Annotated in this window: 22 protein-coding genes and 3 pseudogenes; 19 read left to right on the top strand and 6 right to left on the bottom strand. The window is 53.0% G+C overall.

Going from position 1 to position 22,554, the window contains the following annotated elements; translation table 11 throughout:
- Positions 1-273: 273 nt before the first annotated feature.
- Positions 274-1,487, bottom strand: a pseudogene (locus tag DQX05_RS19585) (cytochrome P450).
- Between the two features lie 308 nt (positions 1,488-1,795).
- On the opposite strand from DQX05_RS19585, the gene DQX05_RS19580 reads away from it, so the two are divergent.
- From DQX05_RS19580 to DQX05_RS19525, 12 genes are all read left to right on the top strand, one after another.
- A complete protein-coding gene (locus DQX05_RS19580) occupies positions 1,796-2,386 on the top strand; it encodes a TetR/AcrR family transcriptional regulator (protein WP_119795156.1) in 591 nt (196 codons plus the stop codon).
- A gap of 397 nt (positions 2,387-2,783) precedes the next feature.
- Positions 2,784-3,644 carry a MurR/RpiR family transcriptional regulator gene (locus DQX05_RS19575; RefSeq protein WP_119795155.1) on the top strand — a complete coding sequence of 287 codons (861 nt, stop codon included), beginning with the start codon at positions 2,784-2,786 and terminating at the stop codon, positions 3,642-3,644.
- 189 nt (positions 3,645-3,833) lie between these two features.
- Positions 3,834-4,748, top strand: a complete 915-nt coding sequence (gene murQ / locus DQX05_RS19570) for an N-acetylmuramic acid 6-phosphate etherase (RefSeq protein ID WP_119795154.1) — start codon at positions 3,834-3,836, stop codon at positions 4,746-4,748.
- Between the two features lie 31 nt (positions 4,749-4,779).
- A complete protein-coding gene (locus DQX05_RS19565; RefSeq protein ID WP_119795153.1) occupies positions 4,780-6,210 on the top strand; it encodes an ABC transporter substrate-binding protein in 1,431 nt (476 codons plus the stop codon).
- Between the two features lie 89 nt (positions 6,211-6,299).
- On the top strand, positions 6,300-7,202 hold the full coding sequence (locus DQX05_RS19560) for a carbohydrate ABC transporter permease (RefSeq protein WP_119795152.1): 903 nt from the start codon (positions 6,300-6,302) through the stop codon (positions 7,200-7,202).
- Between the two features lie 21 nt (positions 7,203-7,223).
- A complete protein-coding gene (locus DQX05_RS19555) occupies positions 7,224-8,084 on the top strand; it encodes a carbohydrate ABC transporter permease (RefSeq protein ID WP_119795151.1) in 861 nt (286 codons plus the stop codon).
- A gap of 167 nt (positions 8,085-8,251) precedes the next feature.
- The gene (locus DQX05_RS19550; RefSeq protein ID WP_310735684.1) at positions 8,252-9,070 is read left to right on the top strand and encodes a GNAT family N-acetyltransferase; all 819 of its coding nucleotides are present in this window, start codon (positions 8,252-8,254) and stop codon (positions 9,068-9,070) included.
- Complete coding sequence (locus DQX05_RS19545; RefSeq protein WP_119795150.1) at positions 9,070-9,774, top strand: PIG-L deacetylase family protein; 705 nt, start codon at positions 9,070-9,072, stop codon at positions 9,772-9,774. The genes DQX05_RS19550 and DQX05_RS19545 overlap by 1 nt, the downstream gene beginning before the upstream one ends.
- 33 nt (positions 9,775-9,807) lie before the next feature.
- Entirely contained in the window at positions 9,808-10,950 is a 1,143-nt protein-coding gene (locus tag DQX05_RS19540) for an exo-beta-N-acetylmuramidase NamZ family protein (protein WP_119795149.1), read from the top strand.
- Positions 10,951-11,105: 155 nt separating this feature from the next.
- Positions 11,106-12,023 (top strand): N-acetylglucosamine kinase, encoded by a 918-nt coding sequence (locus DQX05_RS19535; protein ID WP_119795148.1) that lies wholly within the window; start codon positions 11,106-11,108, stop codon positions 12,021-12,023.
- Positions 12,024-12,446: 423 nt separating this feature from the next.
- Entirely contained in the window at positions 12,447-12,695 is a 249-nt protein-coding gene (locus tag DQX05_RS19530) for a hypothetical protein (protein WP_259392121.1), read from the top strand.
- A 37-nt stretch (positions 12,696-12,732) separates the two neighbouring features.
- Entirely contained in the window at positions 12,733-12,984 is a 252-nt protein-coding gene (locus DQX05_RS19525; RefSeq protein ID WP_259392120.1) for a hypothetical protein, read from the top strand.
- A gap of 100 nt (positions 12,985-13,084) precedes the next feature.
- Here DQX05_RS19525 and DQX05_RS19515 read toward each other — a convergent pair whose 3' ends face one another.
- Positions 13,085-13,582 carry a MerR family DNA-binding transcriptional regulator gene (locus DQX05_RS19515; protein WP_259392119.1) on the bottom strand — a complete coding sequence of 166 codons (498 nt, stop codon included), beginning with the start codon at positions 13,580-13,582 and terminating at the stop codon, positions 13,085-13,087.
- A gap of 180 nt (positions 13,583-13,762) precedes the next feature.
- Between DQX05_RS19515 and DQX05_RS32355 the strand changes: the two genes are divergently transcribed.
- A complete protein-coding gene (locus tag DQX05_RS32355; RefSeq protein ID WP_259392118.1) occupies positions 13,763-13,984 on the top strand; it encodes a hypothetical protein in 222 nt (73 codons plus the stop codon).
- Positions 13,971-14,402 carry a DUF5701 family protein gene (locus DQX05_RS19510; protein WP_259392117.1) on the top strand — a complete coding sequence of 144 codons (432 nt, stop codon included), beginning with the start codon at positions 13,971-13,973 and terminating at the stop codon, positions 14,400-14,402. Before DQX05_RS32355 ends, DQX05_RS19510 begins: the two co-directional genes overlap by 14 nt.
- Positions 14,403-14,586: 184 nt before the next feature.
- On the opposite strand, the gene DQX05_RS19505 is transcribed toward DQX05_RS19510, so the two are convergent.
- The 3 genes and pseudogenes from DQX05_RS19505 to DQX05_RS19495 form a co-directional block, all read right to left on the bottom strand.
- Positions 14,587-16,098 (bottom strand): sensor histidine kinase, encoded by a 1,512-nt coding sequence (locus tag DQX05_RS19505; RefSeq protein WP_119795147.1) that lies wholly within the window; start codon positions 16,096-16,098, stop codon positions 14,587-14,589.
- A pseudogene (locus DQX05_RS32895) lies at positions 16,088-16,764 on the bottom strand (response regulator transcription factor). The gene DQX05_RS19505 and the pseudogene DQX05_RS32895 overlap by 11 nt, the downstream one beginning before the upstream one ends.
- Before the next feature lie 201 nt (positions 16,765-16,965).
- Positions 16,966-17,862: a putative RNA methyltransferase gene (locus DQX05_RS19495; protein WP_119795146.1), complete on the bottom strand. Its 897-nt coding sequence runs from the start codon at positions 17,860-17,862 to the stop codon at positions 16,966-16,968.
- A gap of 176 nt (positions 17,863-18,038) precedes the next feature.
- On the opposite strand from DQX05_RS19495, the gene DQX05_RS30950 reads away from it, so the two are divergent.
- The 5 genes and pseudogenes from DQX05_RS30950 (at position 18,039) to DQX05_RS19475 (ending at position 20,779) form a co-directional block, all read left to right on the top strand.
- Positions 18,039-18,212, top strand: a complete 174-nt coding sequence (locus tag DQX05_RS30950; protein ID WP_182914824.1) for a hypothetical protein — start codon at positions 18,039-18,041, stop codon at positions 18,210-18,212.
- A 69-nt stretch (positions 18,213-18,281) separates the two neighbouring features.
- Positions 18,282-18,803, top strand: a pseudogene (locus DQX05_RS33260) (SAM-dependent methyltransferase).
- 38 nt (positions 18,804-18,841) lie between these two features.
- Positions 18,842-19,573 (top strand): aminoglycoside 3'-phosphotransferase, encoded by a 732-nt coding sequence (locus DQX05_RS19485; protein ID WP_119795145.1) that lies wholly within the window; start codon positions 18,842-18,844, stop codon positions 19,571-19,573.
- A 434-nt stretch (positions 19,574-20,007) separates the two neighbouring features.
- Positions 20,008-20,310 carry a CAP domain-containing protein gene (locus DQX05_RS33255; RefSeq protein ID WP_119795144.1) on the top strand — a complete coding sequence of 101 codons (303 nt, stop codon included), beginning with the start codon at positions 20,008-20,010 and terminating at the stop codon, positions 20,308-20,310.
- Positions 20,291-20,779, top strand: coding sequence for a hypothetical protein (locus tag DQX05_RS19475; RefSeq protein WP_147385208.1), 489 nt, complete (start codon positions 20,291-20,293; stop codon positions 20,777-20,779). The genes DQX05_RS33255 and DQX05_RS19475 overlap by 20 nt, the downstream gene beginning before the upstream one ends.
- A 183-nt stretch (positions 20,780-20,962) precedes the next feature.
- Here DQX05_RS19475 and DQX05_RS19470 read toward each other — a convergent pair whose 3' ends face one another.
- A complete protein-coding gene (locus tag DQX05_RS19470) occupies positions 20,963-22,345 on the bottom strand; it encodes a branched-chain amino acid transporter BcaP (protein WP_119795142.1) in 1,383 nt (460 codons plus the stop codon).
- Positions 22,346-22,554: the final 209 nt, after the last annotated feature.

Raw genomic sequence — 22,554 nt, 5'->3', positions numbered from 1 at the left:
TTCTAGACACCAATTAGCCATTTCTCAACCCCCATAAATACGATTTTACATTAATCAAATCGTTTAAGAAACACGCCTGTGTTAGTGGAGGAGGTTGTGTGAAAAATAAGTGGAGGCCAATTTCGGCGCAACTATGCGGCCTTATCCAATTGTCGGAAGAATGATCCTGCATACATACGTTTTAAGGACAATGCTGACCTCTATCGAAGAGCCAAAAATAAAAGCAGCCTGCTGATTGTGAAAATCAACAGGCTGCCCAATCGAACGTCTTTGCTACCATCGTTTTACACGTACTGGTAAATAAGTTAACGTCTGCCCAGCGGCAAAAGGCGTCAGATTCTCCTCCAGTTGGAAACTTGAAAATGATCCATAAACAACCCCAGGCCAATGTTCGCCTCTAGCCGTGCAAGCGGAGCACCTAGGCAGAAATGTGGACCGTTACCGAAGGTTAGATGCAGTTTGTTATTGGGACGATGGATATTTAGCGTAAACGGCTCCTCAAACACTGCCTTGTCCAGATTGGCGGCGCTCATCCAGGCAACGACGACATCGCCTTTTTTGAGTTCCACTCCAAGCACATTGTTATCCTTCTTCACCGTCCGATCCATTCTGGCTGTGTGGAAACGGTAGCGGAGCATTTCTTCCACCGTATTCGGAAGCAGCTCGCGATGCGACTGTACCTCGGCATAGATCTGATCGTTATCATATAAAAAGGAATAGAACGTGTTGGCTAGTAAATGACTTGTCGTTTCGATGCCGGCTCCTAGAATGAACATGGTCATCCGGACGATCTCGTCATCTGTTAAGCGTTCACCATCGACTTCGGCTCGAATCAAGTCGGAGATGATATCGTCGCTCAGATGAATTCTTTTGGCAACTACATGCGGGTAGAGATAGTTGTAATAGTTCCTCGCCGCCTGCCGCTTCAATTCCCGAATATCCTCAATGTTATCGATTGGGAGCGGAAGGAACAGATGATCCACCCATTCCTTAAAGTGGAGGCGATCCTCCGATGGAACACCCAGCAGATCCGCAATTACGATGGTCGGCAGCACGCTGGTAAAGCTCTTGACGATATCGATGATCGGTTCATCTCCCATATCCTTGATCAGCTTACCGACCACTTCATGGATTCGAGGCTCCCACAAACTTAGGCTTTTAGGCGTAAATGCAGCGGATAACAGGCTTCGACTTTTTCGGTGTAGTGGAGGATCCTTGCTCAGGTTGATTCGTTCAGGAGTGCTTCCCACCTCATTGTCGGCGCCGACGCTGATTGTTGTTCGGACTCTCTCACTGGAGAAATACTCGTGATCGCTTAGTACTCTTTTGACATCTCCATACCGAAAAACGTTCCAGGTATTCGTGGCTTCGTTGTAGCTGATCGGTTCATGCTCCAATTGGTGCTTGAACCATTCAAAGGGGCTAAACTCTTCGACGGCTGATCGAAACTGAGTAATTTTTGCTAAGGGGATAATTTCCTTCTTCATCATACTCCCTCCCAATTTGAATTGGTTCATGTTTAAGTCCAGGATGGCCGCGTCATGATCGTCTGCTTCCGTGTTGTGAGGCTCAAAATCATGATGAACAGAATTTTATCTAGACTTAATTTACAATGTGTACAATAATTAACATTACATAAAGTATAGTCAGAATGTTTTGGCCGTTCAAGCAACGCTTTTTCACAATATGTAAATTAGTTATCACTTGGCTTCAAAATGTAAAATAAACTGGGGATTTACTACAGTTCATTGAGAAATTGTTTATTTTCACTCTAATTCAGAAAGGAAAGAACAAAATGCCGGGCATTTCCAAACCTCAAACAGACCCTAGAATTCGCCGTACAAGGCAGTTGATAAAGGATGCTTTTGTTGCTCTGCTGCAAGAGATGGATATTGGGAAAATGTCTATCAGCCGTATTGCGGAGCGTGCGACCATTAGCCGTGTTACATTTTATCTGCATTATCGCGATATCCCGGACATGTTGGACAAGATGGCGGATGAGATGATTGAAGATCTTCAGCGCGCCATGAACAGTAATCCAGCCCTGCCCAAATCTCCTGAAGATAAAGTTTGGTTGAGGCTAGTAAGGATGCTTGAACATATTGCTGAAAATGCACCATTTTACAAGGTTATTTTAGGATCGAGGCGAACCCATATTTTTACCGAACGTCTGTTACAGATGTTTACCGAGTTAATTACGGCAAGGTTCGAGAATAGGGAGACCGCTTCATCGGGTTCTAAAGCAGTCATTCAAAAGGATATTGCCATTTGGTATGGATCTTCTGCTTTAATTGGGACCATCGTGGGCTGGCTGCGTAACGACATGCCTTACACACCAGCCTTCCTGGCAAAACAACTTTACTTACTAAATACCCGTGATCTGTAAGTGGGTGCAAATGTGGATTTGCTATCCGTTCATGAAATATATCACTTTAGTTTTGCATTCAGTTGATGACGTCGAGTTAGGTGACTGTTCTGCCTCTACTAGCCTTCTGACCGGATGGGAGAGTGCTGACAAGGAGCGGGCAGGGCCTTCTGACCGGATGGAAGAGTGCTGACAAGGAGCGGACAGGGCATTCTGACCCGATGGGAGAGTGCTGACAAGAGCATGAGAAGGGTAGTCCTGACCGGACGGGACAATGGCAGCAAGAGCGGCCAAGGAGAGAGCGGCCTCGCGGGATGTGCGGCATTGTATTGCAAATAGCAGGGGTACAGTATAAAATAAAATTTATTATTGGAGCAAAACTTTGAAATAAAATTCCAAAGATGAGTAGGGAAAAGCGATGTCAATCCACGACAATATTTTAATTAAGATTCGTGACATGAAGGACAGCCTGACGCCGGTGGAAAGGGTAGTCGCAGAGTATGTGCTGGCTAATTTGGAGGAAATTCCGCATCTATCCATCAAGAGTCTGGCTCAGTTGACGAAGACGAGTGACGCGTCGGTTCTTCGTTTTTGCAAGACGATGGGCTATACCGGCTACCGCAGCTTTATTGTTAGTATTTCCGCCTCGCTTGGTTCAATGGAGGATGAGCAAAAGGATCAGTACACGGATATTCAGCCTGGAGATGATCTGAATACGATTATTTCGAACATTTCCCGCAATAATAGCAAGTCTATCGAGGATACGCTTTGTGTCATTGATAGAAAAGAAATCGAGCGCGCGGTGAAGGTGCTAAGGGAGAGCCGGCGGATCGTGTTTTTTGGCATCGGCGCTTCCGGTCTGGTCGGGATCGATGCAGAGCAGAAATTTTCGCGCATTAATAAGATTTGCCATGCGTACACCGACGGCCATAGCCAGCTTACCGCGGCGACGCTGCTCGAGAAGAATGACGTGGCGATCTTTATCTCGAATTCCGGCAGTACGGCCGATATTCTTGATGCGCTGGATATCGCCAAAAAGAACGGCGCCTGCATCATCGCGATTACGAAGTATACGAAAAGCCCGTTGGCGGAAAACGCTCATATCGTGCTGAGCATTTCCACGCCCGAGATTACGATCCGCAGCGGCGCCATGGGCTCGCGGATTGCCATGCTGACGGTGATCGACATTTTGTTCGCCGGCGTCGCCAGCGCTGAATACAAGCATGTAAAGAAATATTTGACGAAGACGCACAATATACTGGCAAGCAAGCATCGCTAATATTGGGAGCGGCTTGACGGTCAGACATCGGCTCGCGTCCGATGTCTTTTTTTTGTTGAAATCAAGGAAATAAAACAACAACAATTTATTTTATAATAAAATTTTATTTCAAAAACTGTTGACCATAAATGTCTTTGGGGCTAAGATTGCAGTATAAGCAAGTTACACAAACAGGATAGGAGGATGGCTATGGATGAGTATCTAGCGGGTCTAACGACGGAAGCAATCAATTCGGAGACAGCGGCCATTGATGAGTGTACAACCGAGCAAATGCTCCGCCTCATGAACGAGCAGGATGCGAAGGTTCCGCAAGCGGTTGCGGCTGAAATTCCGCAAATTGTGAAAGCGGTTAATTCACTTCATCAAGTGCTCAAACATGGTGGCAGGATGTTCTACGTCGGTGCTGGATCTTCAGGGAGAATGGGCGTCCTCGATGCTTCGGAATGTCCGCCCACGTTCGGAACCGACCCTGAGCTGGTGCAAGGACATATCGCCGGGGGAGACACTGCGCTGAGATGGGCCGTTGAAGGCTTTGAAGATAATGCGGAGGAGGGGGTTGCATTAATCGAGAGTTGCGGCGTGACAGACAAGGATGCGGTTGTCGGCATTACGGCGAGCGGAAGCGCGCGCTTTGTCATCGCAGCCTTGAAGAAGGCGCGGGACATCGGGGCAACGACCATCGGCGTAGTCAATAACAAGGAATCCTTGCTGGAGAGCGTCTGCGATATCTGCATCTCACCTATTGTAGGACCGGAAGTCATCATGGGATCGACCCGATTGAAAGCAGGTACAGCACAGAAGCTGGTTCTGAACATGCTTACCACTTGTACGATGGTGAAGCTGGGCAAGACGTATAACAACTTAATGGTCGATTTGAAGGCGAGCAACATCAAGCTGCGCGATCGGTCCGTACGGATTATACAGGCGGCTGCAGGCGTTGATGCGGGCACCGCTGCCACGTATTTAGAAAGCGCTTCCATGAACTGCAAGCTGGCCATCATGATGATTAAGACCGGTCTGGATGCGGCCGCGGCGGAGCAAGCGCTGGAGCAATGCGAGGGCAGGTTGAAGAAAGCGATCGGCACGTTTACAAAAGTGGTGTAATTCATTCGATAACCTGAGGGGGCTTATATCAATGAGGAAGTTGCGTGTATTGGCATCCATTTTGGCATTAACCTTGGTTTTGTCCTCTTTAACGGCATGCGGAAGCTCGAATAATGATGCGAAATCGCCAGGTGCGGGCGCTAACGGAGGGAACAGTGCAAAAGATACGATAACCGCGTTGCTCCCGCCGGTGTCTGGCAATTTCCAAGACAACTTCAAGCAAATGGAGAAGGAATTCAATGAATTGTATCCGGACCTGACGTTGAAAATCGAGCCGGCGAGCTGGGAAGACATGACGCAGAAGCTGGATACGCAAGTGAACGCGGGCAGCCCGCCGGATATTGCGTTCATTGGCTCAGCCGGAATTCCGAAGTATATCCAGCAAGGCATTCTGATGGATATTACCGATATTGCCACGCCTGACATGATTGCCGATTACGATGAAATTCCGCTGGAATATATGAAGAACGGCAACGGATTATACGGCTTCCCGGCGTACATGGAGGTTCACGCGCTTGGCGGCAACCGAGAGTTCCTGGAGCAAGCGGGCATCGATTGGAAGAAGGTACAGAAGGAAGGCTGGACGTTCGAGCAATTCCGTGAAGACGTCAAAAAGGGCGTCGTGAAGGATGGCGACAAAACGTCCCGTTACGGCTTCGTCTTTGCGACCGCGGGCGTAGCGTCCAAGGACTACTTGGCTATTTTGCTCAAAAATGCGGGCATGCCGGCCGCGTTCGACAAAGATTTGAAATATGCGTACACGGGCAAAAACTTCCTGGAAGTGCTCAAAGCGATTCGCGTGCTCATTGATGACGGTTCCATGCCGAAGGAGCTCAGCTCGGTCGATGCCGGGAAGCGCTGGAATATGTTCCTGACAGGTCAAACGATGATTACAGGCAAAGGTCTGGCCACTTTCGAAAATAATGCGAACCAAAATAACGAAAAGATCGAGAAAAAAGACGGAAGTGAAGTCAAAGGAAGCATCCCGGTCGATTACATCGTCTTGCCGGTTCCTACGTTCTTGGGCGAGAAGCAGCAGTCAAGCGTCGCGGTTGACGGTTATGTAACCTTCCGCGGCAAGCAGGAGCCGACACCTGAGCATAAGGCCAATGTCGTCAAAGCGGCTTACTTCTTGGCCAGCGGCAAGGTTGCAGCTACGACGAACAATGATCTGTTCGCCGCACATATTACCGAGTCCGGCAGAAAAGCGGCGGAAAGCATGCCGCTTGAAAGAAACGAGGACAATAAAGCGGCTGTAGAAACCTTGCTCAAGCAAGCGACGCCGGCACGTCCGGATATTCCGACGGATCTGGGCGCCAAGGCAATTAGGCTCGAGGACGAAGTCATTGTTCCTAAGCTGCAGGCCTTGATCGCCAACGAGATTTCGCCTGAGCAAATGTATGATGCGGTGAAATCGGCAGCCATAGCTGCATTCGGCGAAGACGGAGTTGTCAAAGACTAGACAGAACAGTATTCGGATAGCCGCACGGAACCGCAGTGCGGCTATCCGGAAATGATTGCACCACTGCGTATTGAAAGGGGTTTCACATTATGGCCCAATTAACGAAGCCGTTGAAGAGACGGAAAATTAAAGGGGATTCAGGATGGGGATATGCGTTTATCGCTGTAGCCCTGGTTGTGTTCGCCGTATTTACGGCCTATCCGGTTGTCAGCGCCTTTATTATCAGCTTCCAGGATTATAAGCCGCTAGGCTCTACGTTTATCGGTTTTGACAATTATATTAATTCCTTCAAGGATCCGCTGTTTTGGAAATCGATCGTCAATACGGCCGTCTATACGGTGTTGACGGTTCCGGTGGCCCTGATCATTTCCTTTGTCGTGGCCATTCTTATTTTGCCGCTGAATAAAAAGCTGCAGACGACGTTCAAGGCCGTGTACTATTTGCCGGCCGTGGCGTCCGGGGTGGCGATGTCTGTCGTATGGCTGTGGATTTTCGATCCAATGGAAGCGGGAATTTTGAACCAACTGCTTGGCCTGTTCGGCATCAGCAATTTGAACTGGCTCGGTTCAAGCTCGACGTCGATGTTCTCTCTCGTCCTAATGTCTTGGCTTGCAAGCCATGGCACGGCCATTATTATTTACTTGGCGGCCCTGCTCGGCATTGATGACAGTTATTATGAGGCAGCGGAATTGGATGGGGCATCCTTTTTGAAGAAGCTGTGGTATATCGTGATTCCTTTTTTGAAGCCAACAACGTTATTCTTGCTCGTAACCGGCGTTATCGGTTCCTTCCAGGTGTTCCAGAACGCTTATCTGATGACGGGCGGCGGCCCGGACAATTCAACGACAATGGTAGGGTTGCTTATTTTCAACAACGCATTTAAGTACTTTGAATTCGGGAAAGCCGCGGCACAATCGTTAGTGCTGGCCGCCATTATTGCGATAATTTCGTTAATTCAGTTCAAATTTATGGGCAAAGACGTGGAATATTAAGGGGAAGGGGAGAAGCCGATAATGTCACTCTATCATTCACATAATGGCAATGTGGCAGTCAAATATATTAGAAATGCTGTCATCATTACCGTACTTTTGCTTTTTGCTGTGGCCACGATCTTCCCTATCTATTTTATGATTATTTCTTCCTTCGGGGATCCTGTCGAAGCCGGTGCGATGAGCTACTCGCTCTTTCCGTCGAAGATATCTCTTGAATCCTACAAATTTTTCTTCGAATACAGCGAACATTCCTTTCGTTGGCTGTTAAATTCCTTGTTTGTGGCAAGTGTCGTGACGGTGTCGAACGTGTTTTTTGCGAGCATGGCCGGATATGCCTTCTCCAAAATTAAATTCAAGGGCAGAACGGCGCTGTTCACTCTGCTGTTAATAGCGATGATGATTCCGTATCAGGTAACGCAAGTGCCATTGTACATTTTGATCGTCAACATTTTTCAAATCCAAAATACGTACAGTGCCTTAATCATGCCTGGTCTCGTTACCGTATATAATATTTTTCTGGCGAAGCAGTTCATGGGCAGCATTCCGACCGAGGTGCTGGAATGCGCGAAGATCGAGGGCTGCAATCAGCTCCAGGTCTATTTCAAAATCATATTGCCGTTGTCGAAAACGGTCTTGGCCGTCATGGCGATTCTCACCTTCATGGATAGCTGGAATACCTTCTTCTGGCCGTTCCTGGTCACGAATACGATGGATATGCAGACGATTCAGGTAGGACTTAAAAACTTCCGCTTCGCCAACACGACCTACTTCGCGCCGATGATGGCAGGCGCTACGATCTCTGCGCTGCCGATGTTAATTCTCTTCTTCAGCTTGCAGAAGTATTTCCTGAAGGGGGTAACGGTAGGCGCGGTCAAAGGCTAATGGGAGGTGCTGCTTATGATGCTCGCAACCTGGGACTGGAAGTATAGCGGCGATGTGATTGCGCTATGGAATGAAGAAGCCGTGAGAGACGGGTACAAGGAGCTGACAGAGGCAAGCTTTGAAGCGATTTTTTATCGAATGCGTACTTCGACCCGGAAAATACGTTTGTGCTGCTGGACGCGGGCCGGGTTATCGGATTTGCGTGCGGCTGCACCGGACAGGATCTGTCTCTCGGGGAGGCGGCCGGCTATATTACCTGCATCGTGCTGTCCCGCGATCGCGGCAGCGATGAGAACTATAAAGTGATGCTGAAGGCGGTGGAGCGCCGTTTGCAAGAAGTGGGGAAAAAGCAGGCGGAGGTCCTGTTCTTCAATCCGATGATGCTGCCCTGGTACATCCCGGATACGCCGAAGCATGAGCATAATAACGCGCCCGGCGTGCCGGTCGGCAGCGCGTATCATCAATTTTTGCTGCGGCAAGGGTATATCGAGCGCGCGATCGAATGCGCCATGTATATGCCGCTGGCCGGGTTCGCCATCCCCGAAGACATCCGGGCCAAAGAGGCGCGAGCCGCCTCCGAGGGCTATGCGGTCGAGCTGTTCGACCCGGGTCAGCATAGCGGCCTGGAGGAGATGCTGCGGGGATTGAACAATCCGCTCTGGGAGCGGGAGATTGCCCAGGCGGCTGCGGACGGCGTGCCGTGTGTCGTCGCCGCGCATGAAGGGAAGGCCGCCGGCTTCGCTGGTCCGGTTATTCGCCAGGAGAACGGACGCGGCTACTTCGCGGGCATCGGCGTTCATCCCGGGCATGAAGGGCATGGCTTGGGAACGGTGTTGTTTTTCAAGCTGTGCGAGGCGTTCCGAAGCATCGGAACTGAGTATATGTCGCTCTATACCGGGAGCGAGAATCCTGCGATTCGCATTTATGAGAAGGCTGGCTTCCGCACGGTCAAATCATTCGCTGTGATGAGAAAGGAGCTTGTCTAATGAGCGAGCACAAGATAACGATTCTGGCTATTGGCGGTCATGTCGGGGATATGGAGCTGACCGCGGGCGGCGTATTGGCAAGCCATTCGCTGAAGGGGGATCGCATCGTCACCCTGGCGTTGACCGCAGGGGAGCGCGGGGTCCCGGCAGGCCGGGATATGGCGGAGTACCGCGAGCAGAAGGTGAATGAGGCGAAGGCGTTCGCGGAGATGCTGGGCGGCGAGGCTATCGTGTTCGATACGCCGGACGGCGAGCCGCAGGATAATGATGAGAACCGCCTCAAGGTGTGCGATGTCATCCGCGAGGTGCGCCCGAATATTATCATTACGCATTTCAAGAACAGCATGCACAAGGATCATATGACGACGCACCGCATTGTCAATGACGCGCGCTTCTTCGCCGGCTTGCCGTCGTTCCAGCGGGAGCTGCCCGCCTTCTTCGCCTCCAAGCTCTATTATGCGGAGAACTGGGAGGATGCGGTGGACTACAAGCCTTATGTGTATGTCGACTTTTCGCAAGAGGCTTATGATTTGTGGGTGAAGGCGGTATCGCTGCATTGGTTCGTGACGGGCAGCACGTCGTTCCCTTACCTGGAGTACTATAAGCATCTGGCACGGGTGCGCGGCATCGAGGCACGGAAGGAATACGCGGAGACGTTCATGATTCCGGAAGAAAGCATGCGCCTGCGCCAGTCCGAATTGTAGGGGCGGATGCGCGCACATGATGAGGAGGCTGCTATGATCCGCAACGGGATTGATTGTATCGATAAGTATGCGCATTTGTTCCAAGGGAAGCGTATCGGCCTGATTACGGCCCCGACCGGCTTGACGAAGGACTTCGTCTCGACGATTCAAATTTTGCACGATAAATTCAATCTGGCCGCGCTGTTCTCTCCGGAGCACGGCGTGCGCGGCGATCAGGCGGCGGGAGCCCAGGTGGAGACGTATGTGGACCCGTATACGCAGGTGCCCGTGTACAGCTTGTACCGCAAAGACTCCAAGCGGTTGAACCGGGAGATGCTGGATGAGGTCGATATGGTTGTCTACGATATTCAGGATGTCGGGGTCCGGTATTATACCTTCATTTACACGATGCTGTACGCCCTGGAAGATTGCGCGAAGGCAGGCAAGGAGTTCGTCTTGCTGGACCGGATCAATCCGCTCGACGGCGTGACGGTGGAAGGGAATCTGCTGAAGCCGGGCTATCACTCCTTCGTCGGGAATTATCCGCTCTGCGTCCGCTACGGTCTGACGGCAGGCGAGGTGGCGGCGATGGCGAACGAGCAGATGAAGTGGAACGGCCAACTGCATGTCGTGCGCTGCGAAGGCTGGGATCGGACGATGCAGTTCCCTGACGCCGGGCGCCCGTGGATCATGCCGTCCCTGGGGCTGCCGCGGTTCGATTCGGCCTTGCTGTATTCAGGCACTTGCCTGTTCGAAGGGACCAACATTTCGGAAGGCCGCGGCACGACGGCTCCGTTCGAGATCATCGGGGCGCCGTTCATCGACGCGGAGAAGCTGGCTCAGGAGATGAACCGGATGAAGCTGCCGGGAGTCGTCTTCCGTCCGGTCTATTTCAAGCCTTCGTTCTCGAAGTTCCGGGATGAGCAATGCGGCGGGGTGCAGCTTCATGTGCTCGATCGCCGCGCCCTGCAGCCGCTGGAAACGGGCGTTCAGCTATTGTATGCCATCAAGCGCAATTATGAGCAGTTTTCCTTTTTGCCCCCGGTGAAGGAGAATTCGCGGCCGTTCATTGATCTGTTAGGCGGGGACAGCATCTACCGCGCGGAGCCGGCGGACGTACCGGCGATGTTGGAGCGGTTCCGGGAAGAAAGCCGTGAATTTGCGGACATGAAGCGGCAGTATCATTTGTATTCATAGGGCTGAGCGGGGCGAATAGGGCCGAACCGTCGCCGCATGCCGGAACGAGCGCTGTTCGTGCGTCGGCGCGTCGTACGTATGCGCGGTCGTGCGTCTGGTGACTGTGCGTCGGGGTCTGCGCGGAGCTTAAGGCAGAAGAAGGATGTGAGCTTACGTTGAACTATGTGGCAGGGGTGGACGGCGGCGGCACGAAGACGGCCGTCACCGTTGCGGATGTGAAGGGGACGGTAGTGCATACGTTCACATCTGGCGCGATCAACTACAACGGACAGGACGAGGCGAGTGTGCGAAGCAGCCTGCGGGATATTTTCGAGATGATTGCGAAGGTATGCGGAGGGCTGGAGCACTGCGTGCAGGTCTGTATCGGCGCGGCGGGGATCAGCAATCCGACGGTCGTTCCCCGCCTCGAAGCGAGCGTTCGCGAATGCGGGTATGAAGGCGGCTTGACCATTACGGGCGATCAAGCAACGGCGCTGTGGGGCGCGCACGGCAAGGCCGTCGGCGTCATCCTCATCGCGGGCACGGGATCGATCTGCTATGGCCAGAATGAAGCGGGCCAGTCCCATCGCGCGGGCGGCTATGGCCATCTGATCGATGATGAAGGCAGCGGCTACAGCATTGGCCGCGAGCTGCTATCCTCGGTCGTGCGCGCGCATGACGGCCGCCTCCCCGCAACGCCCATTACGGGGATGGTGTATCAGCAGCTGCAGACAGAATCGATTCAGCAGCTTATCCGCTTCGTGTATGATCAGCGCACGAACAAAAAAGATATCGCGGCCCTGGCCCCGATTTTGTCGCAGGCCTGTGGGCTAGGGGATAAGACCGCTCTCTCCATCGCGGACCAATGCGCCCGCTCCCTGTGCGAGCTCATCGTTCCGGTCGTGGAGAAGCTGGGCCTGCAATCGGGAACGGTGGCGATGGCCGGCAGCGTGCTGCTGAAGAACAGTGATGTGCGGAACGGCTTGACCGCTTTGTTGGCAGAGCGGTACCCCGGGATGCAGTGCATTAACGCCGAGAAGGATGCGGCCTATGGCGCGGTGCTGCTGGCATTAGGGAAGCTGGCCACGGGATGAAGTTGAAGTAATGTTCGGAATTGAAGCAAACATACAGAAAGAGTGCGAATGGGGAAAGCGGTTCGCGCTCTTTTTTGCGTTCTCGGGAAGCGGCTGGCCACGGGATCCTGTAGAGAGGGAACGTCTCTGGGAGGGAAAGGCAGGAACCGTTCGTTTGTGTCGGAAAAATGAATAATCGAGCCTAAATTCACAAAATTGTGAACGTTTTCGACCTTGTTAACGGTAAAGTTCGGAATTGGGGAATTAACTGTATGGGATATATTGACAGTAATTATAGCCTGTGGTTACATATCCTTAGAAATAGTTTAAACGCTAAAATTTTAAATATCTGAAATCGATGAACCCAAACATCCGCACGCAGCTGGCGTCGGTGCTGGTCGGCGTCGTGCGCAGCGTCTCGTGCGAAGGCGGTTCGAGAAGGGAATGGTCGGCGTATTTGAAGTACTGGTCAATATTCCTTCTGTGGCGCATTCGATCCGCGCGGGCCGAACGTATCAATTGCCGGGGATTATGCTGACCAGCCGGGCGGAAGGGATGGTTACCTTCGCTCAGGCATTCGCCGATGCGGCCATGAACGGGCTCATTGATTATGATCAAGTTCAGGCGCATTCCGATATTGTGTTGGAGGGGGTGTCCCTCTCTAACGGCGCTTCCTATGGCAGAGTGAATTAAAGCGATTAAATTAACGGGGGAAAAGAGGTTGTTGGCGTTGGCGACCTTTCAATTCAAGGCGGTGGATGAATACGGCGCCCGTCGGCGCGGTATCGTGAAGGCGGTAACGAAGAAGCAGGCGGCCGAGCAATTGCAGGCGAGGAATTGGTGGGTTACGGAGCTGGAGGAACGCAAGAGTCATTGGCTGCATCGCGATATTACGCTTGGCGGTCCGAGCGTGAAGATCGGAGAGATCACCGTATTTTGCCGCCAGCACCTCTACCAGTGTCAGGCCGTCTCGGCGGCATAGTTGAGGAGTAAAGCGCTTTAATAATTGACGTGCGGACATGCGAAAGCACCGCCTTCACAACAAAATACGCTTAGGAGTCAAAGGGGTAGAGTTGATTTGATTATACCATCAGTTCCGTAATTTTACATTTATAACTGTGAAGATATGGCAACAAAATGGGGCACAGTTTGCGCTCTTTTTTTGTCCAGGTTATGGAAAAGAGGGTGGGGCGGGGGACACCGGTCTCGGCCGCCACTTCACCGATCGTCATCCCTTCGCTGTCCGGATCGGAAGCGCCGCGTTCTTCCAGCTCGAAGCGGCGAATCGCCTCTTCGGCCAGGCAGCGGTCCCGATGAAGCAGCGCTTGCACTTCATTCATCAGCCACAGTGCGGATGCGGTATCCCTGGCTCGAAGCAGCTGCATCACATCGGAAGTCACCTCCATGCCATATCCGGCAGCCATGGCGGCAATGCACTCCAGATAGGCGAGATGCTCATCGGTATATTTCCGGTATCCGTTCGGAGCGCGCAGCGCAGGGGGAATGATGCCCTGAGCCTCGTGATTGCGGAGGGCGCTGGTGCTCAGCTTCAATCGTCTTGCTGCATCGATCGGTCTCATCGTATTCCGTCCTCCTCGGCAAATTGTCTTCGTTACTAAAGATTAAAGCTGACTTATAATGTTTTGGCAAGCTGAGTCGATAATGATAGGTACTGCTGCCGCCCAAGCTTATAATTAGCTTCCATGTTGTACGATGGATTTGTAGATGGATAGCGAGAGAAGCATGGAGGAGGAGAACAGATGAGGAGACCGGATAGAAATGAATTCGATCGGAAGGTAGGCAACTTGATTCAGGCGGGCTATCCAGCATTCGTCGGGCTGGACGAAGAGGCGTTCAAGGAGCAGCTTGCGCCTCTGAGGGAGCGCGTCCAGCCGCTGCCTATGCCAGAAGAGACCGAAGCCCGGCAAGGGGCATATACCTTACATTATCGTCGTGAGGAGCGATGGCTTGGCTGGGGATAAGGCCATGGAGCAGGTCGAGCGGCAGGGCAAGCGGGGCTTCAGCATTATGGATGCCGAAGAGCTTCGCCGCTTTCAACCGATCGAGGGCGTTGAGCTTCCTGCCGGCATCGCGTATGTGGCGGCCGATATCGACAGGGGAATGGAGACGCTGAACGTGACGCCGAATGAAGCGCTCAAGACAATAGTGCAGCAGGGCCGCTCTCCCCTTACGATCGAGGAGGGAATTGCGCTCCTTACCCATTACCCGGACATTTTGCAGAAAAATAACGGCTTCTCCCTGCTTGCCTCCTGCTGCGGCGACCGCAGGGTCATCGCGCTCTGGATAAGCGGCGGCTGGCCGAAGCTGGGCTGGTGCTGGGTGGGCAATCCGCATACCTGGCTCGGCTCCGCTTCATGCGGCTGCCGAATCGGGGGATAAAGGCAAGGCGACTCGGCCTGCCATTATCCCAGGGGCGCAAGGCGTCCCGCATGGCAAACCCGCCCAGTCCGGAGAGCCCGGCAGGCCTGGCATAAAGTGAAGGCCGCTCTATATGCGGGGCGCCTTGATTCCGCAACCTTTCCGGCAGGTAAAGTCCGTCCGGTACAAGGACAGCCGCGGGCAGTTATGGCGCGGGCGGCTTGGGCAGGGACAGCCGGAACACGGTACCGGCCTGCGAGGTGGATTGAAGGACGAGCTCCCCGCCATTGGCGCGAGCAAGCAGCCGGCTGAGCGTCAGGCCCAGACCGAGTCCTTGCTTCTTCTTGCGCCGGATGCTGCCGCGGTAATAGCGTTCGAAGATGAACGGGACCTCGGATTCACGGATACCGCCGCCGTTATCCCGGACCTCGATGACAATGTCCTCATCGAATATCGCGGCCTTCACGGCAATCTCGGTTGCCTCGGCCGCCGAGCTGTTCATGATCAGATTCGTGATAATCTGCTTGATCTGTCCCTGATCTCCATCGCATTCGATGTCTTCGTCTGGCAGGATGGCATTCAGCTGTATCAAGGCGAACGACGGCAAGGATCGCAGCTGCTGAATGACGCTGCGGATGAGCGGGGAGAGCGGACCCTTCTCGGGCTCGGTCTTGATGGCCCCTGCTTCCAGAGAAGAGAATTCGAGCAGATCATCGACCATACACTGCATCCGCTTCGCTTCCTCGAGCGAGATCTGCAGGAATTCATCGGCTTCGCTCCCCGCGACGACTCGTCCATGCACGGCCTGAACCATGCCGCGAATTGAGGTAAGCGGCGTCCGCAGCTCATGCGACACCCCGGCCAGCAGATCAGTGCGCATCTGTTCCAACTGCTTGAGGCGCGAGGTCATGTCGCCGAAGGAGGAGATAAGCTGCCTCAGCTCCTGCTCCTTAATCCCGTGGACGGCGGGCAGCGCCGGCGAATACTGCCCGTCGGCAACCTGCAGCGCGGCATGCGCCAGCTGGCGCAGCGGCTGCGTCAGCTTCCGCAGCAGCAGATAGATCGCCGCCCAGCCGGCCGCGGCGATGCCGAAGGCCATCAACGCGATCAGGACATAGAGCTGCTTCGTGTTGTTGATATCCTCCTGAATCGGCGCGCTCAAGTACAGCGCCCCAGCCACACCTGACTGCTGCTTGAGCGGCACGCCGATGCGCAGCCACGTCACATCCTGCTTGATGAAGCGTTCCCGGGTCGGCTGCCCGGAGAGCACGGTCTTGTAGTCGGAAGGTGCGACGGCGGTTCCGGATTCGTCGTTCCCGCCATCTTCCACCGTATTAAGCACCTTGCCCTTCGCATCAACAATCTGCATCGTCTCGCCATTCGCGGGTGCCGCTATGATGGTGGCGCTAATGGTTTGGACCGGGGTGGCCGCTTCGGCAGATTCGAACGGAATGATAGGCCGGACGGACAGCTCCGACTTGAGACTGTTCGCAGAGGTCTGCGTCTCGGCCTGAATGCTGGCCAGACTCGAGATCCGGACATAGGAATCGGCCAACTGCTCCGCCCGCGCTTGCAGCACATCATAGCTGTGCCGGTATGCGTTCGCATAGATCCAGATACCGGGGAGGAGACCGATAAGGAGCAGCGCGGCGAACAGAATCAGAGCGTAGCGCCACGCCCAGACGCGCAGCATCGGGATTGGTTGTCTAGCGGACATGGAGAGAATACCCCATTCCCCGCATGGTCCGGATAGCGCCTTCGGTTTCCGGCCAATCCTTCAGGCACTGCCGCAACCGTTTGATTGTCGTGTCTACCGCCCGATCTCCGCCTTCATAATCGATTCCCCATATGTTGTCCAGCAGTTGCTCCCGGCTGAAGCATTGATTGGGATGCCGAGCAAGGAAGGCGAGCACATTCCAAGCGCGCGGGATCAGCGGCACCGCCTGCTCGTTCAAGTAAGCGGCGCAGGAGGTGAAGTCGATGACCAGACCTCCAGCCGTACGGCCTCGTGATCGGCCATATAGATGGATCGCCTCAGAACCGCTTGGACGCGGGCGACAACTTCTTCCGGATCGAACGGCTTCGAAATATAGTCATCGGCCCCTTCCTGCAGTCCCCGTAGCCGATCCGGCACAGCGCCGCGCGCGGTCACGATAATGACCGGACAACTTCCATACTGCCTTAGCTGCTTCAGAATCTCCCTTCCGTCCTGATCGGGCAAGGTCAAATCGAGAAGCACCAGATCCGGCCTCCATGACAAAAAAAGTCCCTCCAGATCTCCCACTCCCGCCTCCCAGCGCACTTCATATGGTTCACGCGCCAGATACGCCTGCAGCAAGCGGGCGATGGGCGCTTCATCTTCGATCAGCAATATCTTTTTCATGTCATGACATCCTTTCGAGCTTCATACGTACAGGCTATTGTACCAGCAGACAGGGGAACGATGCCTTAGGAAAAATTAAGCTGGCGGCCTCAGTTCCCCTGCCGACAGCGTACAGGATGAAGGTGTCAGGAAGATGTCAGCACGCCCGGGCACAAGCAAAACATCCACCCCGCCAGGCAGGGTGGATGTTGATTCAAACTTTTATTTTTGCTTCCCGTACAGGATCGTGAAGTCTGCGGTAATCTCGGCGTTCTCCATATGCAGCGCCTGACGGATCCGCTCTTCCGGCGCGCCCCAGGACAAGGGCGTCATGCGGATCACGTCCTCCAGGAATGCGGGGGCTGCCGGGAGACGATACTGCACCGACTCGGTCTCAATCAGATGAAAATGACGGCAAAAGAGCGCTGCCGTGCGCTTATTATCGTAGTGCTGTCTGTCCGTCTGCCGATACAGCACCTCCCTGAGCTCGCGTAAATAGGCGCTTCCGGGAATGACCTTAATGACCATTCCGTCATCGGAGAGCAGCCGGCGGAACTCGGCATAGTTCGACGGAGACAACAGGTTCAGGATGAAGCCGAAGGTCCGATCGGCGAACGGGCACTGGGCCAGATCGGCAACGCACCATATCGCCCGCAATGAGTCTCTTGCCGCGATCCGGATTGCTTCCTTGGTAATGTCGACGCCTATGCCCAACAGCTTGACCGCTGTGTGTTCGTGTACTTGGTGCACAATGCGGGCTAAAGCGGAGCCTTCCCCGCAGCCGGCATCCAACAGATGCGGCGGTTCCGCATCGAAGGCGAGACCCCGGGAGATTCGGCCGCTGATCCGTTCCAGCAGCGGTTCAAAAAAACCGCTGGCGCTTACTCTCCTGCGGGCTTCGAACATCGGTTGGTCGTAAGTGCCGCGCGGAGGATGCGGAAGCAGGTTCACATACCCCTGCTTCGCGATATCGAAGCAATGGCCGCGAGAGCAGCGCAAGCTGCCCGTGTTCGCCATCTGCATCAACTGCATTGGGCCGGAGCAGCTCGGGCAGGCCAGTATCGCTTCATATTCGGAAATGAGACGGATGCTCATCTGTTTTTTGCCATAGATAGACATGCAAAAACACCCCATTCATTCGGATTGGTGAATGAAAAAAGGCGCAGAAAAATAAACCCAGGCCATCGCTCAAAAAATGGCTGAGCCTTCATCCGCACCTCTCATTAACGCAACCGAATGTAATGGATCATGAATGGGAGCACCCTCTCTATATCATTCTCATAGGCAGGAGCAGCATGGCTCCCGACAAGATTTATTATAACATAAGCGCAATGCATCCGGTCAGAATGGACATCCCGGACGGCTGGAGGCAAGGTATGGCTGTCGTGCTCGCCGGGGTATACCTGGCCGTCTCCGCTTCCCGCAGACCGGGCGGCAAGACCGCTCCGAGGCAAGCGGATATGCAGTAAAATTCTCGACCATATGATACAATGCCAGTGAGTTATTATTTTTAGCGGAGAAAAGTGAGTTGAGCAGAGATGAGTCAAGCCGAGGTAAAGCTGGATTTGAGCCGGATCGTTTATTGGAAGGACGTTCGAAGAGTATGTGAAAATGTTCGATCTGTCGATAGAGCATATGGAGAAGGCGCAAGCGAACTACATTTGGGACGAATGTCAAGCGGTAGCCGGATTGAGGCGGACTCGGATGCAGGCGCTGCGCGATTGCGCGGCAGACATGAAGCAGGCCCCGGAGCGCTATGGCCGGCCGTGCTGCCCGAGCTGCCCTTCCCGGACGCGGCTTTCGATATGACCTTGTCGGATCATTTCCTGTTCATGTATGCGGATCGGCTGGAGTATGATTTTCACGTGCGGACCATTCGCGAGCTGATGCGGGTGACACGCGAAGAGATTCGCATTTTCCCACTGGCAGACTTGTCGAACCGCAAGTATGAGCATGCCGAATATATTGACAGCCAAGGGTGGGACGCGGAAGAGGTATCCGTTCCGTATTGCTTCCAGAAGAATGCGGATACGATGCTGAAGCTGTCCCGGAGAGGGTAAGAGGGCAGGGAGCGTCTTTGGCGGTAGGAGGAAGAGAAATGAAGAGAACGGAAATCGCTTTTGATATCGGGACGGTGCCGGAGGCCATGCGGCCGTATGTTGAACAGGCGACGATTTATGACAGCAGCTGTTCGGAAGCGGCGAAGACTTTGTTCGTAGAGGGGGCGGAGCGCGCGTTCCTTAAAATATGCGCCGCCGGCAGTCTGGAACGGGAATGCCGGATGACGCGGTTCATGCACGGCCTTGGCCTCGCGCCGAATGTCATCGCGTATGAATCGGACGGGGAGCGGGATTATCTGTTGACCGAGGCCGTGGAAGGGCAGGATGGCGCCGAGGCCGTGCATCTCGAACAGCCGGACAGATTGGCGTCGGTCTTCGGCGAATCGCTGCGGATGCTGCATTCGCTTCCGCTGGACGGCTGCCCTTATCCGCATCGAACGGCAGAGATGCTGGCGGAAGCGACCGGCAAGGAGATCGATGCTGGACTTATGCAGCGCTTGGAGAATTTCGCCGCCGATGATGTCCTGATTCACGGGGATTATTGCCTGCCGAATGTGATTCTCGATCGCTTCTCATTTCGCTCATTTATCGATGTAGGGAATGGAGGAGTCGGCGACAGGCACTTCGATCTGTATTGGGGATTGTGGACGCTGCGCTACAATCTGAAGACGGACCGGTACCACGAACGGTTTCTTGACGCGTATGGAAGACAGGATGTGGATGCGGACCGTCTGGCGGATTTCACGAAATTCATAGAGCACTCAAGTTAACAGGCGTTGCTGCCACTCGGTTTCTCCGTTCGGATGAGAGCATAAGACTATGGTTATAAAGAGAAAATGATGGCGTGCAAGCTGGCGACAGTTAGTGCGTCATTTTAGCAGGTACAGCTTGGCGAGTGCACATGATCGAACCGAAAATAAAACCGATAGAAAGTATGCACCTGTCGATGTGCGCGGAGCGGGAAATCTGGCATTTGCGGAGGATACGTCCGGATTTACGCGTTTAGCAGCAGGCACAGATAAGATTGATATTGGCTTGCGAACTAGCGGATCTCTTACCAGCACCTATCGCTCGAAATTCCGGTCACCGTATCGGAGAAAGTCCAATGCAAAACGGATCCGCCGAAAAGTCCGCAATCCACGCTTGATGTCTATGCCGGCGTAGAGCGGACACGCCTCGAAGCGCATCGGAAAGCGTCTTTGGAATGATCAATTCGCTGCGTGCGGCAGCAAACTTATCTGTGCTCAAGTTCGACGAAAGTCTGAATAAAGCGGCGCAAGCCCATGCGAATTATGCGACGGCTCATCACTCGATGACCCATATCGAGGGGAAGGAGAAGGCGGGCTTCTCCGGAGCTTTGCCTCCCAGCGTGCGGAAGCGTTCGGTTATCCGAACATCAGCGTGGGCGAGGTCATCGCTCCGACCTTCGATGAGCTACCAGAGGGACGCAAGTTCTAATCGATGCGCCATTCCATCGGGCTACGCTCTTGTCGCCGAATCTGGATGAGGTGGGCATCGGAGTAACGGATGACTATACCGTCACCAATCCCGGAACCAAAAAATTCGGGGAAATGATGAAAGATCGGGATATCGTCTATTCTCCTTACCATGGTCAGAAGGAGATTCCGACCTTCTGGCTGGCTAATGAATCGCCAAATCCGTTGACCTATTACAAGCAGCAAGGCGCCAAGGTCGGTTATCCAATCTCGATCAGCACCTCCTATGGCAATAAGCTGATTCATCACTCGGCTTCCATTACCGATGCTTCCGGGAAACCGGTCGATTTTTATTTGGTGGATGCCAAAAAGCAAGGAGCGGATGAGATCATCCTCCTGATTCCGAAAGAGCCTCTGCAAGGCAAGACGACCGATACGGTTACGGCAGCTTCGGCGAGACGAACAGCTTCAACGAGGAGAAGGGCATTCCGGCTTCGGAGTTCACGAAAACATGGAGCTTCACGACGACGAAAGCGGTAGCGGCTGCGAACAGTTCAAAGACGAAGCCGACGCGTCCGTCGAAGTAGGAGAGATATGAGCATGGGAAGAGGCGGCTTAGGATAGCCGCCTCGTGTTACTTCTATATCACCTATTTATCCGTTAATAAGAACATTCCTGTCATTTCGAGTGAATAGTCCTTGAATTCCCTTTACCTACCTATCGTCAATTCAACTTGCTGTGCTTGCGCGAATATATAAAGTATATTGCCGTACCAATCGAAATCCATATCACAAAGGAGATCCAGGTGATTAACGGCAAACTTAATGCAAGGTAGAGACAAAGCAATGCGCTAATGGCCGGCAGCACAGGAACGAACGGGACGCGGAAGGAAGCCTTGATGTCAGGGAACTTCTTCCGCAGGACGATGACGGCAATCGATATGAGGGTAAACGCAGCCAAAGTGCCCATATTCACTAAATGTGCCAGTGTGGTCAGATCAATAAAACCTGCAATGCCTGCTGCGACAATCCCGGTTAACCATGTGTTAGCGAACGGAGTCTGGGTCTTTGCATTTACTTTGGAGAATTGCTTCGGCAATAATCCATCACGACTCATGGCGTAGGTTAAACGTACTTGCGCATAGATTAGTGCCAGAATTACGGTTGTAATGCCAAAGACCGCCCCGATTGAAATGATACCCGCGATCGAGTTTTGCCCTACCGTTTCTAAGGCTAAAGCGACAGGAGCGCCCACGTTTAACTTAGTATACGAGATCATCCCTGTTAAGACCCCGGAGACCGCCATATACAAAATCGTGCAAATGAGCAAGGACGCGATAATCCCGATCGGCATTGTTTTTTTCGGATTCTTCACTTCTTCCGATGCCGTAGCGATAACATCGAACCCGATATAGGCAAAGAATACCGTAGCTGCACCGGTTACGATCCCCTGAAGTCCAAAGGGCGCAAAAGGCACCCAGTTATCAGGCTTTACATACCAAATCCCTACCACTATAAATAGGAAGATAACAGCTAATTTGACGAACACCATAATATTGTTGAATTTAATGCTTTCCTTTACACCTTTGCTGACGAGTGCTGTGATTCCCAAGATGATCAGAACGGCCGGTAAATCGATGAATCCTCCTTTGCCAACACTAGGGGCGGAGGTGAGAATGGCGGGAAGGTGGATATTAAAGCCCGCTAGCAAAGATTGAAAGTATGCAGACCATCCCGTAGATACGGCAGAAATAGCCATCACATATTCAAGCATAAGATCCCATCCGATAAGGAAGGCGAACAATTCGCCTAATGTGGCATACGTGTACGTATACACACTTCCTGAGACAGGTACGGCGGAGGAAAACTCGGCGTAACAGAAGGCAGCGAGCGCACAGGCAATACCTGCGATAACAAATGACAGCATGATCCCGGGTCCTGCAGATTCTGCTGCAACGACACCCGTCACAACAAAAATCCCAGTCCCGATCACGCAGCCTACGCCAAGAAAGATTAAATCCATCAATGACATCGTTCGTGCTAATTCTTTTTTCTCACTGTGAGCGAGCATGAGGTTCAGTGTTTTTTTGCGGAAAAGCTGATTCAATATGATTCCTCCCATGCAAAGGGTACGCAGAAATACATAAAAGCACATATAGTATTCCAATAATTGAGAAATTGATTACTCTGCACACCACTACTATGCTGTCGTTTTAAGAATGTAGCATAAGAAGAAATTGAGGATTAGTGACATTGATCACATACAATTGCGTCAAATTTTTGCACTAGTTTACATGTATGAGGGATTCGGGATTA

The organism is Paenibacillus thiaminolyticus (assembly GCF_003591545.1).
GTDB lineage: Bacteria > Bacillota > Bacilli > Paenibacillales > Paenibacillaceae > Paenibacillus_B > Paenibacillus_B thiaminolyticus_A.
The sequence above is the reverse complement of the archived record's forward strand: the minus strand, read 5'-3'. Positions and strand labels throughout refer to the sequence as shown.

Excerpts from the sequence above, each read along its gene's own strand:
- DQX05_RS19580 (WP_119795156.1), top strand. The coding sequence starts at position 1,796 with ATGCCGGGCATTTCCAAACCTCAAACAGACCCTAGAATTCGCCGTACA.
- DQX05_RS19575 (WP_119795155.1), top strand. The coding sequence starts at position 2,784 with ATGTCAATCCACGACAATATTTTAATTAAGATTCGTGACATGAAGGAC.
- murQ (WP_119795154.1), top strand. The coding sequence starts at position 3,834 with ATGGATGAGTATCTAGCGGGTCTAACGACGGAAGCAATCAATTCGGAG.
- DQX05_RS19565 (WP_119795153.1), top strand. The coding sequence starts at position 4,780 with ATGAGGAAGTTGCGTGTATTGGCATCCATTTTGGCATTAACCTTGGTT.
- DQX05_RS19560 (WP_119795152.1), top strand. The coding sequence starts at position 6,300 with ATGGCCCAATTAACGAAGCCGTTGAAGAGACGGAAAATTAAAGGGGAT.
- DQX05_RS19555 (WP_119795151.1), top strand. The coding sequence starts at position 7,224 with ATGTCACTCTATCATTCACATAATGGCAATGTGGCAGTCAAATATATT.
- DQX05_RS19545 (WP_119795150.1), top strand. The coding sequence starts at position 9,070 with ATGAGCGAGCACAAGATAACGATTCTGGCTATTGGCGGTCATGTCGGG.
- DQX05_RS19540 (WP_119795149.1), top strand. The coding sequence starts at position 9,808 with ATGATCCGCAACGGGATTGATTGTATCGATAAGTATGCGCATTTGTTC.
- DQX05_RS19530 (WP_259392121.1), top strand. The coding sequence starts at position 12,447 with ATGGTCGGCGTATTTGAAGTACTGGTCAATATTCCTTCTGTGGCGCAT.
- DQX05_RS19515 (WP_259392119.1), bottom strand. The coding sequence starts at position 13,582 with ATGAGACCGATCGATGCAGCAAGACGATTGAAGCTGAGCACCAGCGCC.
- DQX05_RS32355 (WP_259392118.1), top strand. The coding sequence starts at position 13,763 with ATGAGGAGACCGGATAGAAATGAATTCGATCGGAAGGTAGGCAACTTG.
- DQX05_RS19505 (WP_119795147.1), bottom strand. The coding sequence starts at position 16,098 with ATGTCCGCTAGACAACCAATCCCGATGCTGCGCGTCTGGGCGTGGCGC.
- DQX05_RS19495 (WP_119795146.1), bottom strand. The coding sequence starts at position 17,862 with ATGTCTATCTATGGCAAAAAACAGATGAGCATCCGTCTCATTTCCGAA.
- DQX05_RS30950 (WP_182914824.1), top strand. The coding sequence starts at position 18,039 with ATGGCTCCCGACAAGATTTATTATAACATAAGCGCAATGCATCCGGTC.
- DQX05_RS19485 (WP_119795145.1), top strand. The coding sequence starts at position 18,842 with ATGAAGAGAACGGAAATCGCTTTTGATATCGGGACGGTGCCGGAGGCC.
- DQX05_RS33255 (WP_119795144.1), top strand. The coding sequence starts at position 20,008 with ATGATCAATTCGCTGCGTGCGGCAGCAAACTTATCTGTGCTCAAGTTC.